Below are 14397 nucleotides of genomic sequence, written 5' to 3'. Positions count from 1 at the left end.
AAGACATGTCCGGTCTCGATATCTTCGCATGGATCGTTCTGGTGGTCCTCGCCTCCAGCACGGTCTTTGTCGTCGTCTTCATGGCGATGTGGCCAGGCATGGTCGCGCGGCGGCGCAATCATCCCTGGGCCGAGGCGGTTTCGATCGGCGGCTGGGTCACGCTCTTCCTCGGCTTCGTGCTCTGGCCGGCCGTGCTGATCTGGGCCTATGTCGATGTACCGGCGAGGCCGGGCCACTCGTCCTCCGGGACGGAGGCGGCGCGATGATCGTCGTTCTGCTCAATGTCTATCTCGCCCTGCTCTTCATCCTGGTGAAACTCAGGGTCGTGCCCTTCAATATGTTCTGGAAGGTTTCTCCGGTCCTCGTCCTGCTGCTTCTGCTCATTGGCCTGTTCATCCCGATGAACTGGGGCGCCCCTCAGGGCAGCGTGCTGGTGGTGCGCAACTCGGTCGCGATCGTGCCCGACGTCGCCGGCGAGGTGATCGAGGTTCCCGTCCAGGCCAACCAGCCATTGAAGACCGGGGATGTGCTCTTCCGGATCGATCCGACGCCGTTCCAGGCCCAGGTCGATGCGATCCAGGCGCAGCTCAAGCTTCAGGAGACGCGTCTCTTCCAGATGACCCAGCTGCAGACCCAGGGCACCGGCCGGGCTTTCGACGTCGAGGAACGGCAGGCTTCCGTCGATCAGCTGCGGGCCCAGCTCGAAGGCGCCAAGTGGAATCTGGAGAAGACGACGGTGCGCGCGCCCGCCGACGGCTATGTCACCAATGTCGCGCTTCGCAAGGGCGCTCGCGTCGCCAGCCTGCCGCTCTCGCCGGTCATGGCTTTCATCGACACCGCCGATACGATCGTCGGTGTCGAGATCAACCAGACCGATGCGCGTTATCTCGCGCCGGGACAGTCGGTGGAGCTGACCTTCAAGATGACGCCGGGAACGGTGCAGACCGGCAAGGTGGAGAGCATCCTGCAGGCGGTCTCCACCGGGCAGGTCCACACCTCGGGGGCAGCGGTGACGCCGGGCGCCATCCAGGCGGCTCCCTTCGTGGTGCGCGTGAGAATCGACGATGCCGCCTTCGCCCGGTCCCTGCCGGCGGGCAGCAGCGGCGCCGCCGCGATCTTCACCGACCGGGTGAAGGCCGCTCATGTGATCCGGAAGGTCCTCCTCCGGCAGATCGCCATCACCAACTACATCAACCCCTTCTGAGGAGCGAGGCAGCCATGATGAAGCAGATTGCAAAGACCGCTACCCTGGCAAAGGCCGGTATCATGCTTGCGGCGACGCTGATGCTGGCTGGGCCGGTCGGCGCGCAGCAGAGTAATCTCGGGCCGGCGACGGGGAAGGTCCGAATCCAGCAGGTCCAGGTCGCTTTCATCGGCTCGGGCCAGGTGGGCGGAGGCACGCTCAGCTTTCGCGGCCGGAACTATGGCCTCACCGTTGGAGGGCTCGGCTTCGGCGGCATCGGCGCCTCCCGCCTGACCGCAAACGGGACGGTCTACGGGCTGACGCGGCGCGAGGATTTCGCCGGCGCCTATGTCCAGCTGCGCGAGGGCTGGGCCCTTGGCGACCAGGGAAGCGGTACGCTCTGGCTGCGCAACACAAACGGTGTGACCATGAAGCTGGCGACGCGCCGCAAAGGGCTGCAGCTGTCGCTCGGCGCCGACGGTGTGCTGATCGGCTTCAAGTAATGGCAAAGCCCGCGCAGACACTGTCTGCGCGGGCTTTGAAACGCCGTGCCGGCTTCGGTGTGGGGAAACATAAATCTCTGACTCTCTCTGCAGAGATTCCCTTGAAATATCAATGGGCCTATCCTTTCGGCTCTAGGCTATCTCTGACTCGCTAAACGCAGTTGCGTGACTCGAAGTTTGGCGATTCGCAAAAGCCTGACTCATCGCCTTCTGCTCCGAATTTTCGCCCGGAAAAGCCTTACTGGGACGACGAGGCGACCTCGGAACCAGCGGAATGCACGCATTCTGGTTCGCGCAATGCCAGAATAAGCCGTCCCAAACGAGCTCATTTTCAAGATTGGCTGTCCCGAGTGCTCCGGCTTGCGCAAAATATGGACTCAAAGCGCCCACCTAACGGATAAGTCGATCTCACGGGCGCCGACTAAGCAGCGCGATCCTTCCCCCTCGCTCACTCGCGCTCTCCGATCCACGCGGGCTTGGCTCGTCGCTCCAATATGCAGCAAATCCGCCGCAGCGGCCGGTTGAAGCGCGCTCAGGACTGGTCTCGGGCTTCCAGCTGGCCGCCGGATAGCTCAACACCCAGCCTGCCACGCACGGGAAAGACGGCCTCTCTGTCCCGAATGATCGAGAAATAGCGACACGTAATAAGTTCTTGCGGAGAGGGCAGTCCCAGACGCCCGTAATTTCGAAAAATTCAGACTCTCGGGAGATGTCGATCATGCCAGGGGGCCGGGCAGCTCCGAATATCAGCTGATGGAGCTATGGGGTCGCTGGGCGCTTGGACCGGCGCGTCACCGTCACCCGGGAGTAACTGAACTGGCCGTGTAACCGGCTTGACGTACGGGGCTTGCAAAGGGGCCCGGGCGCGAGCGACACGCCTGGCAAACCATTTGGCGACGAGCAAAGCGGGCGCGTTTGGATTGTTCTCCGCCCTTCAAGCGAGTCGCCGGCAGTTGAGGGTGTGCTCCGAAGCAAGTTGCGGCTGCAGCGCCCGGCGGAAGGCCTGATCGGCGGCGGCGGATCGGCTAGATCGAGGCCTCCGTCGACCTCGCAGTCGTTGTTGCTTACCCGCACCGCTCAACCTGCAGTGCGGGAGCCTATGCGAAGCTCACCCTGAACCGCCTGACCTGGCAATTGTCGGAAAAGTCAGACTCTCTGGCGCCCTATAACGGCAAAGATGCGCTCTGAAATAGCGTTATCGTGCGGAACTCCGACCCGAGGGCGATGATGGTTGTGAGACGCTGACTCACAAATAGAGCCAGCTCCGACGACGGTCAGGCCTTCATCGAGCGATTTTGCTGCGTACAATGCTTTCCAGTTCGGCGAGCACGTCGTCAGCGTCATGGCCGCTACCAACTTCAGATTCTTCCCTTCCTCGAAGGATCGCCAGGCAGTCGGCTCCCTCACTGGCCAGATAGAGCTTGAGCGCGCGGACGATCACCCACGACCGCGACCGCTCGGAGGCTGCGGCGATCTTCTCGATATCGGCGAGGACATCGACAGGAAACCTCAAGGCGATCGGGTCGGCGAGCTCTGCTTTGCTCATTCGCCACCCCACAATTTGTAATACAGCGTATCCCACCGATCGCGGACTTACAGCTATCCGAGGCGCGATCACACGGAGGTACATTTCGCATGGAGAAGGGATTTATCCCCATCGGACACTCTACCGGCGGCATCGTTGAACCCGCTGAATAATGAGCGGCAGATCGACCCCGACATCCGCCGTGGCACGCTGGCTCGTCGGCCCTTATCATGGGCCGGATTGGCGCGCAGATGGTGCCGGGATAGATATCAACGGCATGAAGACGAGTTCTGCTCAGATCGATCTGTTTGATGATGCGCCCGGCTATCGGGAGACGCCGCGGCCCGCGCCGAGGAAGCGCCAGGCGGCAGCACCTCCCCAAGCCGGCTGGGACGACGATGAAGCCGCTCAACGACTAGAGCAGACTGGGCGCTTCAGGATCCTACGGAAGCTTGTTCCGCGCATCGTCATCCCGCGAGCTGAAAGCGCTTTTCCAAACCTTGCGGTCCTGATCGATACCGAAACCACCGGTTTGAACCACGCTAAGGACGAGGTCATCGAAATCGGAGCGGTTGCATTCACCTACGACAATGACGGCGTGGTCGGCGATGTCGTTGGCGTCTACAGCGGGTTGCGTCAGCCATCGGAACTGATCCCAGCCGAGATCACGCGGCTGACGGGCATCACTGACGAGATGGTCGCGGGTCTGGAAATCGACTTCCCGGCCATAGATGCTCTGATTGAGCCTGCGGATCTGGTGATCGCGCACAACGCCGCTTTCGATCGACCGTTTTGCGAGGGCCTCTCGCGGACTTTTGCTGCGAAGGCCTGGGCATGCTCGGTCAAGGAAGTCCCGTGGGCCGACCTTGGCTTCGAGGGAAACAAGCTCGGCTACCTCGTCGGACAATCCGGTCTGTTCCACGAGGGGCACCGAGCGACCGACGATTGTCACGCGCTGCTGGAGGTGTTGGCCCGTCCGGTGGGAGAGAATGGAACTCCGCCTTTCGCTGCGCTTCTGCGATCCAGCCAACAAAGCCGGGTCCGGATCTATGCGGAGAACGCGCCCTTCGACATGAAGGACCATCTTAAAGGCCGAGGCTATCGCTGGTCGGATGGGAGCGACGGTCGGCCCCGAGCCTGGTGGATCGAGATCGATGAAGAGCTCTGCGACGAGGAGCTCCGTTATCTTCGTACCGATATCTACGGTTGGGAAGACGCGGAGCCGCTCACTGCGCGCCTGACCGCGTTTGATCGATATCGCGCGTAAGCACGCCGCGTAAGGCAGCCAATCTCAGGCGATTTCGCCACGCGCGGCCTTTTCGAGCTCAGCTTGGGACATAATCACCGCGTTACGCAGGACCGCACAGGCGCGCAGAAACGGCTTGGCTTGGGCCTCACGAAATATCCGCAGTGCGTCAGCCGCCGTAGCGGCGCGGTCGGTGGTGGTTGAGCTGCGGAAGGTAGAGCGGACTTGATACACGACGGGCCTCAGCGTGGGGGGCAGGCGGCGAAATACCTCAAAAATTCTGGGTGTGAAAATCCCCTCCAACTAGGGCATTTCCCTTGTCGAACCCAGCTGAGGTGGGCGGCATATCACTGCTTATAGCGCCGTAAATTTCGTTGAAAGCAAGACTCCAGAGCAGGTACTTCAGGCATAAATCGGACCCTGGTGCTTACATCTTCGAGTAAGATTGACTCATGGCAGCATGTTCGCGATGCGTCGCCCTGAGATTGGATCCGCGATGGGCCTCTGCGGGTCCGCTCAATTTTAGGTTGCTGCTAAATTTTGCTTCAGCCACGCGCCAATCCTGCGTCCGCCGGCCTCTTTTCTTGGCAACGGTCTACGGCCTATAGGGGCGCCATGCTCATCGGTTCGACCATACGCCCTTCCAAGGGCCGCTATTGCGCAGGAACGCTCCCTGCCGTCGCACCGATGGTGCTCACGGAGGGGTAGGCGCCCCTTCCAATGCTGCCCCAGTTGACGAGATCCACGGCCTCACCGTGATCCTCGTGCCTCGGCACTGATCGGACCTCCCGGGCATGTCCCGTTCGCCAAGGTGTAGGCCTTGCGATCCTCAGGAGGTTGCCATGCAGTCGAAAAGCCGCCGGGGTGCGCACCGCTCCCCATTCACCTGTCTGATCAACGCGCCGTTCGAGCTGCAGTACATGGACTTCGAGTTCGAGCACGAAGCGCTCGGGTTCGAAATCGAGACCGAGGACGGTTGCAGCCGTCCAATGCTCTTCGTCCGTGAAGATCGGCTTAGTGGCATGATCGAAGACGCGTCGCTGATCCTGTTCCAGTGACCTGGCCCGGCCGGAAGACGAGAGCTTCCGACCGGGCTTTTTGCGTTTCTCTCAATGGACGCTCAGATCCCAGCTGAGATCGTATGTTCAATGCGCCCATAATTCCCGATGCGGTGCAGACGGCGGGCTTGCTGGGTCGAAATCCAATCAGCGGAGGCTGAAAGGAGGCCCTCAGGCTGCTTGATCGCTTTCTACCGACCGAAACCGCCGACGATGCGAGGGCGCATTCCATCCCTAGGATCCTGGCGCCAGGAATCAAAAGACCGGTCGTTTGGAGCTTCAATGATCGAGATTCCGCTAGGACTAGCCACGACCGGACGAACGACCTTGAGACGACCCTCGCCGTCTATCTCGACATAGGGATACAGACCTAGGAACTCCCGCCCGCGGTAATGTTGTTGGCCGTCGGGCAGAATTGGTAGCACCGCCACAGGACCGCGGTGCCCATCGAACCAACCCAGCTCCCAACACATCCATAGCGATTGTGCAGCTCCGTCGGTGTCTAAGAAGAGCAGAGAGGAACTGACCCTCATCATCGAGCGAACAAATTCCGCGTTCGCAGGCGTCACTTGGCTGCGATCGGCTTGAGGGGCGCTGATCCAGTCACAAAAGACTGAGTAACCAGCACTCGTGAGCAGGTCATAGACGCCAAGGACAATCTCGGCGTCCCGTGTCGTTTGAGACAGGAAGATGTCGTAAGCGGCCAGACGCCTGCGGATCACGCGTTTGAGGATCTCCTCCGCGGCCATCCCCTCGCTGTTCGCGCGCCGCTTTGCCCTGGCGCGTATATCGCTTTCTCGAACAAACGCCATTTCCAATACCCTATGGCCCGGTCAGACGGTCGTTGAAGAAGTAGGAGAGTGGATAATCGGGAGATCGCCGCTACCATCCATTTCGGTTGCATGCGCGCTAAGGTCGGTGCTTTCGAAGGACTTCTCGGATGATCGAGCCAATCCTTTGTGGATCGAGATTAGGATCCATCAAAGCCTTGAGATCGGATTTGGATGGCAAATCATGTTCGTCATGTTTGCCCGCAAGGCATTCCGACGCGATCGCCTCGGCGGCACCCCCGGTCGACCCGACTGGGATGATCAGCGCGCCAGCTTCAGCAGCAACCTTAAACTCCTCACGGACACCTTCTGCGATGGACAAGCCTCCGCGCTGGACCTTCGCTCCGCCAATAATCACTACGGCTCCAGACAGCCGCGCCATTTCAAGGCGAAGAGCGGTCCAGTGCTCCCGATTGGGCTCTGCATCTCCGAGCGGCTGTGGGAATGGTCGCGCGATCAACCTTCGCTGAAGATCCCAGCCGCCTGAGCGCTGGAGAGCGCCCAAAAAACCCGCGATTGCTCCGGAGCCCACGGTCAAGCCGCCTCCGGTCACAAGCATGTAGCCAGCCTTGCCTAGCTCTTCGCCGACTGCTTCAGATACCTTCGAAGCACGCTGTAATCCGGCTTGGTCAATCTCCAACGGCCAGCTGCCGCTGATCCAGATGCGCTTAGCTGCCACACGGCGTTCAATTTGATGAAGCAGGTCGTCAACTTCGTCATAGTGGTCGATCTCGACGACTTGAAGCCCGTAGCGCTTCAAATCCGCAGCCCACAATGCGTGCTGTCGGGCACGCCCCTCGAAAGTCGGTTTGTTGGGAAATTCATTCTCCTGCGGCGGCCGCACGATCGCAAAATGCTCGGGAGGAGATTCTCTAAAGCGGTCTTTGATCGAGCCAAGTACGTGGCGCAAATTCGGGTCGGTAAAACTTAAACCGAGGAAGAGAAGGGTGCTGCTCGTAAGATGGGCTTGGAGGAGCGGCAGGAATCCACCCCGCCGCCGCCGATATAGCTCATAGTCGTCGGTGGATAGAACGATGTCATCCAGACGATCAATCGAGCCGTGCATCTTGTAGAGGCGAGCAGCTCCGGGTCGAACCTTGACCGCTAAGTCGGCCTCAGCCGAGATCAGCTCTATTGGCCGAGCGATATCGTCAAAAGCTCGCTCGATAAGGCTGTCATAGTTGGTCGTCCAAATGTCCCTGATCGGAAGACGCGAGAGGACCTGAAGTGCCATGGGCACAGGGTGCCTCGGAGCGATCTTTTGGCGGAGGACTTGATTTACCCGGGTTCGTCCGGCTGTCGTACCAATACTCCATTGAGCAAGTGCCGCGAGATCGTGCACATCTCCGGCATCAACGCCCAGCTCTTCGCCGATATCATGGAGCAAGTCGCGCCAGGAAGGATATCCGGCTCCAATGGACACTCCCGCTCCGATGAAGGCGGCTGCGTTGTCATCGAGCAGCGCTTCTGGAAACTCTTTCAGGAAGCGCTTCCTGGCCGCAGACATCAGGCACGCGCCTTGATCGCGCTCTCAACCCAGTTATCGATATTCTCGGAAATCGATTTATAGACGGCTTTGCTATCAGCGCCGGAGGGACTGTAAAGGTTGATCAAGTTCGCCAACGATTGCCCGGAAACGTTCCAAGAGGCGAAGGGATTATTCCCAGCAAAATCAGTCTTGCTCGACGAATTCAGAAGATTGTGAATCCGGATGCCAAAAAGGCCCTTTTTGAGTTCCCAAGCGCGCTTAATCTCGTAATCAATCCACTTTCGTCCGGCAGTTTGGGATCCGACCAGCACGATCGTGCAGCTAGTTCCCTTCATCTGATCATCGATCCATTGGGAAATTGCGCCATCGCCCTTCTTCTTGACGGCCTCCCAGTCATTATCGCTGAGTTCGGCCGTTCCTTCCACCGCACCCATGCTGCGTACTTGAGCAGCGCGCCAATGATCGTTGGCAAAATGGAAGCTAAAGAACACCCGGCGTCCCATCTCGTCCCCCCGGACAAATATCGGCAGTCATCAAGCCATTACGCAGCGCTACTCGTGTCGGCAACACCGCAAGTTGTCGTAACCACAAGATTTCATCGGTGAGCCTCCGGAGAGCTGAGACCGATCCGAACCGCACGCTCGCGGCAAGTGACAGCGTGCAATCGAGGCCATTCCTAGATCTTAACCGAAGCGCGATGTCCGACTCGACTTGCGGTTAAGGATTGGTAAAACACACACGCTCTGGGGGAAGGACTATGCGTACGTTTCTTGTGCTCGCCGCGTTGGTGGCATCGGCTTTGCCGGCTGTGGCGCAAACACCGGCGCAATCAGAAGCACAAAAGCGAAAGCAGCACGTTCCCTATGTTCGAGCAGCGACCGATTGCGTAGCCGCCGTCGTCCGCCGCGACGATGGCTTCGACGGAGCTGTCGCCTATGATAGCTTCCAGCCGCTCATCAACCGGGCCGTATCGATCTGCGCTCAGTCGATCTCGGTGATGATATCGACCCACGACGCAATCTACGGCTTCGGCGGTCAAGCATTCTACACCGGTGCGTATCTGACGGATCTGGAGAGAGCCGTGCGCGTGCGCCTGGCCAGTCAGATCGCATCTTCCCGGGCAGATGCTGAGCGCAGGACGGCCGAGCGGCAGGCCAATGAAGAGCGGGAGCGCGCGGAACGGCAAGCCAGGCTGCAAAAGGAAAAGGCCGAGCGGGAGGCCGCTGCCGCGCACGCCGAAGCGCAGCGGATTGAAGCCGAGACACGCGCCAAGGTGGCTCGCGTCGAACGGACTGAACTCCTGGAAAAGACACGAGACCTTATTCGCACGAAGACGCTCGCCTGCATCGGCAAGGAAGGTGCGACCATGCTCCTGACCGACGAGAGGGCGGAGGTCGTCGCTAAGGCGGCGATGATCTTCTGCCAGAACGATATCGATGCGCTCGTGAAGGTCACCACCGAGCTTGTTGAGAATGAATCCGGTGGGCCATCAGATCGAACATTGGTCCGAAAGATCGCGGAGGACCGTGTTCGTGACGTCGTCACGGCTTACGTCATCCGGTCACGCGGCGATCTGATCGGGAAGAACCTGAAAGAACAGCAGACGCCTGCAAAGCCAGCCGAGAGCTCCAGAAGCTCTCCTACCCTCTAACCCAGCAGCCGCGTCAGCCTGATCGTGACAGCGGAAAGGACGCTTCATGGGATTTAGGTTTCGGCGTTCCGTTCGGCTTTTCCCCGGCGTCAGGGTGAACTTCAGCCTTAGCGGCGTCAGCGTGAGCGCCGGCGTGCCGGGTGCCATGGTCAACATCGGTCCGCGCGGCAGTCGCCTGACCGTCGGCCTACCGGGAACCGGCATCTCTTACACTCAGAGTTTGAGTTCGCCGCGCCGCGCCAAACCCGCGTCGACACCCGCTGAAATCTATCTGGAACCGCCAGCCTCACCCGAGCAGATCCGCCCCGCCGCTGAGCCGCAACAAGGACCCCTGGTCGGGGAGATCAAGAGCGCCGAGGTGGCGAGTTTGACCAGTCCTGACCTCGAGGGACTGAAAAAGCTGATCAACGATGCAGCGCACCAGAAGGCCTTGCTCCAGTCGGACATGACCGAGGCGATTGCCGATCGACGTCGCGCCTGGCGGAAACTCCGACGCCGCGAACAGTTGCCGCTTCGCGTTGTGATGAAATCCTCGATCCCCGCTGCGCGCGCTGCTTTCGAAGAGGCGGAAGACGAAGCCTTGAAGGTCGCCGCGGCCATCATCGCGACAGAGATCAAGGTGGAAATCGATCTCGACGCCCAGACCTGGTCGGCATGGGCGGAAGTGAGGAAGACGTTCGACCGGCTCTCCCAGACCGCGAAATTCTGGGACGTCACATCCTCGGTAGCTGTCGACCGTTTCCGCACCCGTTCCGCCGCACACGAGACTGTCACGCGGACGCCTGTCGGGCTGAGGGAAGTCGTCGATGGCATCGTGGCCACGTCTGGCGGCGGGCACCGTTTTGAGAACGCCAACGGCGGCGATCTAGACCTCTTTCCGGGCTTCATGCTCATTAGGGACAAGGCGAGCAGCGATTACGCCCTCATCGACCTGCGTGATCTCACGGTCGAAACATACGGATGCCGCTTCATCGAGCGTGAAACGGTCCCACCCGATGCTGAGATCGTTGGGCACGCCTGGCACAAGTCGAACAAGGACGGATCGCCCGACCGCCGATTTTCAGAGAATTTCCAGATCCCGATCGCTCTCTACGGCGAGATCAGGTTCAGGACGAGGAATGGGGTTGAAGAAGCATATAATGCCAGCCATTGCGGTTCAGCACTGGCTTTCGGGAATGCGATTACCAGCTTTCAGGGCGCACTTCGACGGCAGGCGAAGGCTTCGAATTCGGTCGTCGAGCCAGCGGCTACGAGCGAGGGGCTCCAAAAGGATCCCGATGCATTGCTACCCGCCTTGCCGAAGGTGCTGGGCGCCTACGAAGTGATTGCGATCCCGGCGTTGCTTGCCGGACTGATTGCATATGCGCCCGTCTCCAACCTTATGCGGCCGAAGCTGACTTCTGCTCCCATGGCCGTGATCTCGTCGACGCCGGCTGTGTCGATAATAAGCGCCGAACGGCCGAGCACCAGTTCATCGTCTATCTCCGCGCCGGCTCAGGTCGCTCCAATCCCGTCAGCAGGGGCGTCTGCGCCCATAACAGTCTCAGCGCCCGCTCTTCCTGCAGCAGCACCGAGCGCAATCGAGAAGATGGTCGTCAAGCAGACCGCGAACGTCCGAAATGGGCCTGATCGAACCGCTGCGTCGGTGAAGGTCGTGCCGACTGGAACCACCGTCAGCGTCTTCGAGAAGCGCGGCGGCTGGATCAAAATTGGCGACACTGCTGCTTGGGGTTGGACGCACGCCAGCCTATTGCAGCAGCCCTAGTTGGGGGGAAGGCGATGGCTCGAATTCGACGCGTTGAGATTGATAACTTCCGTTGCGTGCAGAAATTGCGTTGGAACCCCTCCCTGGGGATAAATTGTCTGATCGGCCCTGGAGACGCGGGCAAGTCGTCGATTCTGGATGCGATCGATTACTGCATCGGGGCTCGTCGCGTTCTGCAGTTCACAGACGCCGATTTTCACCTTCTCGACGTATCGAAACCCATCACCATCACGGTAACGGTGGGCGAGCTTGATGATTCCCTCAAAAGCCTAGAGGCATATGGAAGCTATCTGCGCGGATTCACCGCGAAGGGAATCGTGGAGGACGAGCCGGAGGCACAATCTGAAACCGTCCTCAGTGTGCGATTGACCGTACAGGGCGACCTGGACCCGGTTTGGACGTTGTTTTCGGAACGAGCGGAGGGGGCTGGTCAATCGCGGTTCTTGACGTGGTCCGACCGTGCTCGAATTGCTCCGACGAGGGTTGGGGCCCTCGCTGATCACAATTTGGCCTGGCGCCGCGGATCCATCCTGAACCGGTTGTCCGACGAACGCCCCGATATGACGGCGGCCTTGGCAGAGGCTGCGCGCACAGCTCGTTCCGTATTTGGAGATGTTGCCGACAGCCAGCTGGGAGGGACGCTTCGTGTTGTTGAAGAGACAGCGAAGGAGCTGGGCATTTCCCTAAGCGACGGCATCAAGGCGACGCTGGATGCCCACTCGGTCTCATTCTCGGGGGGGACGATCGCGCTTCACAGCGCAGACGGAGTGCCCTTGCGCGCTCTTGGGACCGGATCGACGCGCCTTTTGCTGGCTGGTCTTCAACGTCGGGCGTCAGCCCAGTCGAGTATTCTTCTGATCGATGAGCTCGAACATGGCTTGGAACCACACCGGATCCTGCGTCTGCTCGGCTCTATTGGCGCGAAGGAGGAGCAACCGCCTATCCAAGCATTCATCACCACACATTCGCCGATCACGCTCCGCGAGTTGCGTGGCGACCAACTCCATGTCGTTCGCAAACTCGAAAAGGAGCACTCGATCGCGGTCGTGGGATCCGATGAAGGCGTCCAAGGTACGATGCGACTTTATCCTGAGGCCTTCCTCGCCCCCACAGTGATAGTCTGTGAGGGCGCGAGCGAAGCCGGCCTTCTCCGAGGCCTGGATTTGTTTCTCGGCGACGAGAAGGTCAAAACGCTCACGGCAAACGGCGTAGCTCTGGTGGATGCGAAAGGCGTCAGCCAAATCTACGCTCGCGCCCGCGCATTCCAGTCGTTGGGCTATCGTGTAGCCGTATTGCGAGATGACGACGTCCAGCCCGATGCTGCTGACGAGGAAGCGTTTAAAAGGGTGGGCGGCGCCGTTTTCAAATGGCGCGCAGGGTGTGCACTGGAAGACGAGCTCTTCATGGGCCTTTCAAGCGAAGTTGCGGGTAAACTTCTCCAACGCGCTGTGGCTCTTCTCGATGCCGACACGGTCAACGAGCATATTCGCTCCGCTTCGAATGGACAGCACACGCTGAACCAATGCACCAGCGCACAAACGCTAGATGCCGGTCTACGCCGCACACTCGGCGCTGCATCCCGGTCAAAACGGGAGCCTTGGTTTAAGTCGGTGACACGGATGGAAGGCATTGCGCGCGAATTGGTTTTTCCAGATTGGGAAAGCGCCGACGAGCAATTCCAGGCAACGGTGACAGCTCTGTACAACTGGATGTTTGAAGGTGCCTGAGATCGACCTTCTCTCGATCGACAGAGGTTCCGTCACTGCGCCCGCGGGTTGCGGAAAGACGCACCTCATTGCTGTTGCGCTCGCCAAGCATCGCGCGCCCAAGCCCATTCTGGTTCTGACGCATACGAATGCAGGCGTTGCCGCTCTTCGCGGGCGCCTGGATCGTGAGAGAGTTCCCTCCTCATCCTATCGGCTGGCCACGATCGACGGCTGGGCTATGAAATTGCTGAGCTCATTTCCTCAGCGCAGCGGCCATGATCCGGCAATCCTCTCGATGTCCAACGCGCGAAGCGATTATCCAGCTATCCGAGCAGCGGCGACCGGCTTGCTGGCTGCCGGACACATTCACGATGTTCTCGCAGCGACATATGATCAGCTAATCGTCGACGAATACCAAGATTGCTCTGTCGCTCAGCACGAGATCATTGTTCACGCGAGCACCGCGCTTCGTACCTGCGTTTTGGGGGATCCATTGCAGGCGATTTTCAACTTCGCTGGACCCGTGGCAGATTGGGAGGCGCAGGTGAAAGCTACGTTCCCGACCGCTGGCGAATTGGGCACACCGTATCGGTGGATCAACGCCGGCGAAGAGAGGTTCGGGCGCTGGCTGCTCGAAGTCCGGCAGACTTTGATAAGTGGTGGCCCGATTGATCTTGGAAATGCACCGCCCAACGTTCGATGGGTGCGATTGGATGGCAAAAATGACCACCGAGATCGTATACGCGCCGGATCGATAGCGCTTCCTTCTCCAGACTCTCGCGTACTCGTTTTGGCTGATTCTACCAATCCGTCCGCTCAGCGAGACTTCGCCAGCCAGATCCCATTTGGAGTCGTGGTCGAGAACGTAGATATGCGGGATTTGATCTCGTTTGGGGAGGATTTCGACCTGCAGTCTCCGGGTATCGCCGACCACGTCGTTCGGTTTGCAGGGAGCGTTATGACGAACGTCGGCGCAACAGCACTTATCGAGCGTCTCCGCATTCTCCAAGCGGGTCGCGCGCGCGCAGCAGCGACAGAGATTGAGCGGGCTGCACTCGATTTCGCGGATAACCCTTCGTATGCGGGAGCGGCGGACTTCCTGGAGAAAATCAATTCGCAGCCCGGCGTTAGAGCTCACAGGCCTGCCATCTTGCGAGGCGGCTATGACATGCTGAAGGCATGCCGCGGGCAGCAAGGTATGACTCCCGCCGCTGCGGCAGCCGCAATCCGTGAGCGATCGCGTCTAGTCGGGCGGCCGCTTGCAAAGCGGACTGTTGGCAGCACTCTGCTTCTAAAGGGGTTGGAGGCGGACGTCGCCGTGATTCTAAACCCTGCCCCTATGGACCGACGGCATCTCTATGTTGCCATGACCCGGGGCGCGAAGCAGCTGGTCGTCTGCTCACCCCATCAACTTCTAAACCTGCGATGAGGCGAAAATCGT

The 14397-nt window shown here is 60.0% G+C and carries 14 protein-coding genes; 9 read left to right on the top strand and 5 right to left on the bottom strand.

The features are described 5' to 3' along the window. The first annotated feature begins 5 nt into the window (after positions 1–5). From AC2FAN_RS09440 to AC2FAN_RS09430, 3 genes are read left to right on the top strand one after another with little or no spacing between them, the layout of a single operon-like run. Positions 6–266, top strand: a complete 261-nt coding sequence (locus AC2FAN_RS09440) for a DUF3302 domain-containing protein (RefSeq protein WP_485173523.1) — start codon at positions 6–8, stop codon at positions 264–266. After that, positions 263–1204 carry an HlyD family secretion protein gene (locus AC2FAN_RS09435; protein WP_485173522.1) on the top strand — a complete coding sequence of 314 codons (942 nt, stop codon included), beginning with the start codon at positions 263–265 and terminating at the stop codon, positions 1202–1204. Before AC2FAN_RS09440 ends, AC2FAN_RS09435 begins: the two co-directional genes overlap by 4 nt. Positions 1205–1221: 17 nt before the next feature. Then, entirely contained in the window at positions 1222–1686 is a 465-nt protein-coding gene (locus AC2FAN_RS09430; protein WP_485173521.1) for a hypothetical protein, read from the top strand. A gap of 1282 nt (positions 1687–2968) precedes the next feature. Here the strand turns inward: AC2FAN_RS09430 and AC2FAN_RS09425 are convergent. Then, positions 2969–3232 carry a CopG family ribbon-helix-helix protein gene (locus AC2FAN_RS09425; protein ID WP_485173520.1) on the bottom strand — a complete coding sequence of 88 codons (264 nt, stop codon included), beginning with the start codon at positions 3230–3232 and terminating at the stop codon, positions 2969–2971. A 256-nt stretch (positions 3233–3488) separates the two neighbouring features. On the opposite strand from AC2FAN_RS09425, the gene AC2FAN_RS09420 reads away from it, so the two are divergent. Further along, positions 3489–4478, top strand: a complete 990-nt coding sequence (locus tag AC2FAN_RS09420) for a 3'-5' exonuclease (RefSeq protein ID WP_485173750.1) — start codon at positions 3489–3491, stop codon at positions 4476–4478. A 24-nt stretch (positions 4479–4502) separates the two neighbouring features. Here the strand turns inward: AC2FAN_RS09420 and AC2FAN_RS09415 are convergent, their stop codons facing one another. Next, complete coding sequence (locus AC2FAN_RS09415; RefSeq protein WP_485173519.1) at positions 4503–4760, bottom strand: hypothetical protein; 258 nt, start codon at positions 4758–4760, stop codon at positions 4503–4505. Positions 4761–5299: 539 nt separating this feature from the next. Here AC2FAN_RS09415 and AC2FAN_RS09410 point away from each other — a divergent pair. Then, positions 5300–5515 (top strand): hypothetical protein, encoded by a 216-nt coding sequence (locus tag AC2FAN_RS09410; protein ID WP_485173518.1) that lies wholly within the window; start codon positions 5300–5302, stop codon positions 5513–5515. A gap of 191 nt (positions 5516–5706) precedes the next feature. Here the strand turns inward: AC2FAN_RS09410 and AC2FAN_RS09405 are convergent, their stop codons facing one another. From AC2FAN_RS09405 to AC2FAN_RS09395, 3 genes are all read right to left on the bottom strand, one after another. Further along, positions 5707–6327: a hypothetical protein gene (locus AC2FAN_RS09405; RefSeq protein ID WP_485173517.1), complete on the bottom strand. Its 621-nt coding sequence runs from the start codon at positions 6325–6327 to the stop codon at positions 5707–5709. Positions 6328–6424: 97 nt separating this feature from the next. Continuing rightward, the gene (locus tag AC2FAN_RS09400) at positions 6425–7852 is read right to left on the bottom strand and encodes an SIR2 family protein (protein ID WP_485173516.1); all 1428 of its coding nucleotides are present in this window, start codon (positions 7850–7852) and stop codon (positions 6425–6427) included. Then, positions 7852–8337: a TIR domain-containing protein gene (locus tag AC2FAN_RS09395; RefSeq protein WP_485173515.1), complete on the bottom strand. Its 486-nt coding sequence runs from the start codon at positions 8335–8337 to the stop codon at positions 7852–7854. The genes AC2FAN_RS09400 and AC2FAN_RS09395 overlap by 1 nt, the downstream gene beginning before the upstream one ends. Before the next feature lie 254 nt (positions 8338–8591). Here AC2FAN_RS09395 and AC2FAN_RS09390 point away from each other — a divergent pair, with 254 nt between their 5' ends. Genes AC2FAN_RS09390 through AC2FAN_RS09375 form a run of 4 tightly spaced genes read left to right on the top strand, consistent with a single transcriptional unit; the run spans position 8592 to position 14385 of the window. Then, the gene (locus tag AC2FAN_RS09390; protein ID WP_485173514.1) at positions 8592–9485 is read left to right on the top strand and encodes a hypothetical protein; all 894 of its coding nucleotides are present in this window, start codon (positions 8592–8594) and stop codon (positions 9483–9485) included. 46 nt (positions 9486–9531) lie between these two features. Next, complete coding sequence (locus AC2FAN_RS09385) at positions 9532–11250, top strand: DUF4236 domain-containing protein (RefSeq protein ID WP_485173513.1); 1719 nt, start codon at positions 9532–9534, stop codon at positions 11248–11250. Positions 11251–11264: 14 nt separating this feature from the next. After that, positions 11265–12977: an ATP-dependent nuclease gene (locus tag AC2FAN_RS09380; protein WP_485173512.1), complete on the top strand. Its 1713-nt coding sequence runs from the start codon at positions 11265–11267 to the stop codon at positions 12975–12977. Further along, positions 12970–14385 (top strand): UvrD-helicase domain-containing protein, encoded by a 1416-nt coding sequence (locus AC2FAN_RS09375; protein ID WP_485173511.1) that lies wholly within the window; start codon positions 12970–12972, stop codon positions 14383–14385. The genes AC2FAN_RS09380 and AC2FAN_RS09375 overlap by 8 nt, the downstream gene beginning before the upstream one ends. Positions 14386–14397 lie beyond the last annotated feature (12 nt).

This window comes from Allobosea sp. RIT-PG3_2 (assembly GCF_057321085.1).
The sequence above is the reverse complement of the archived record's forward strand: the minus strand, read 5'-3'. Positions and strand labels throughout refer to the sequence as shown.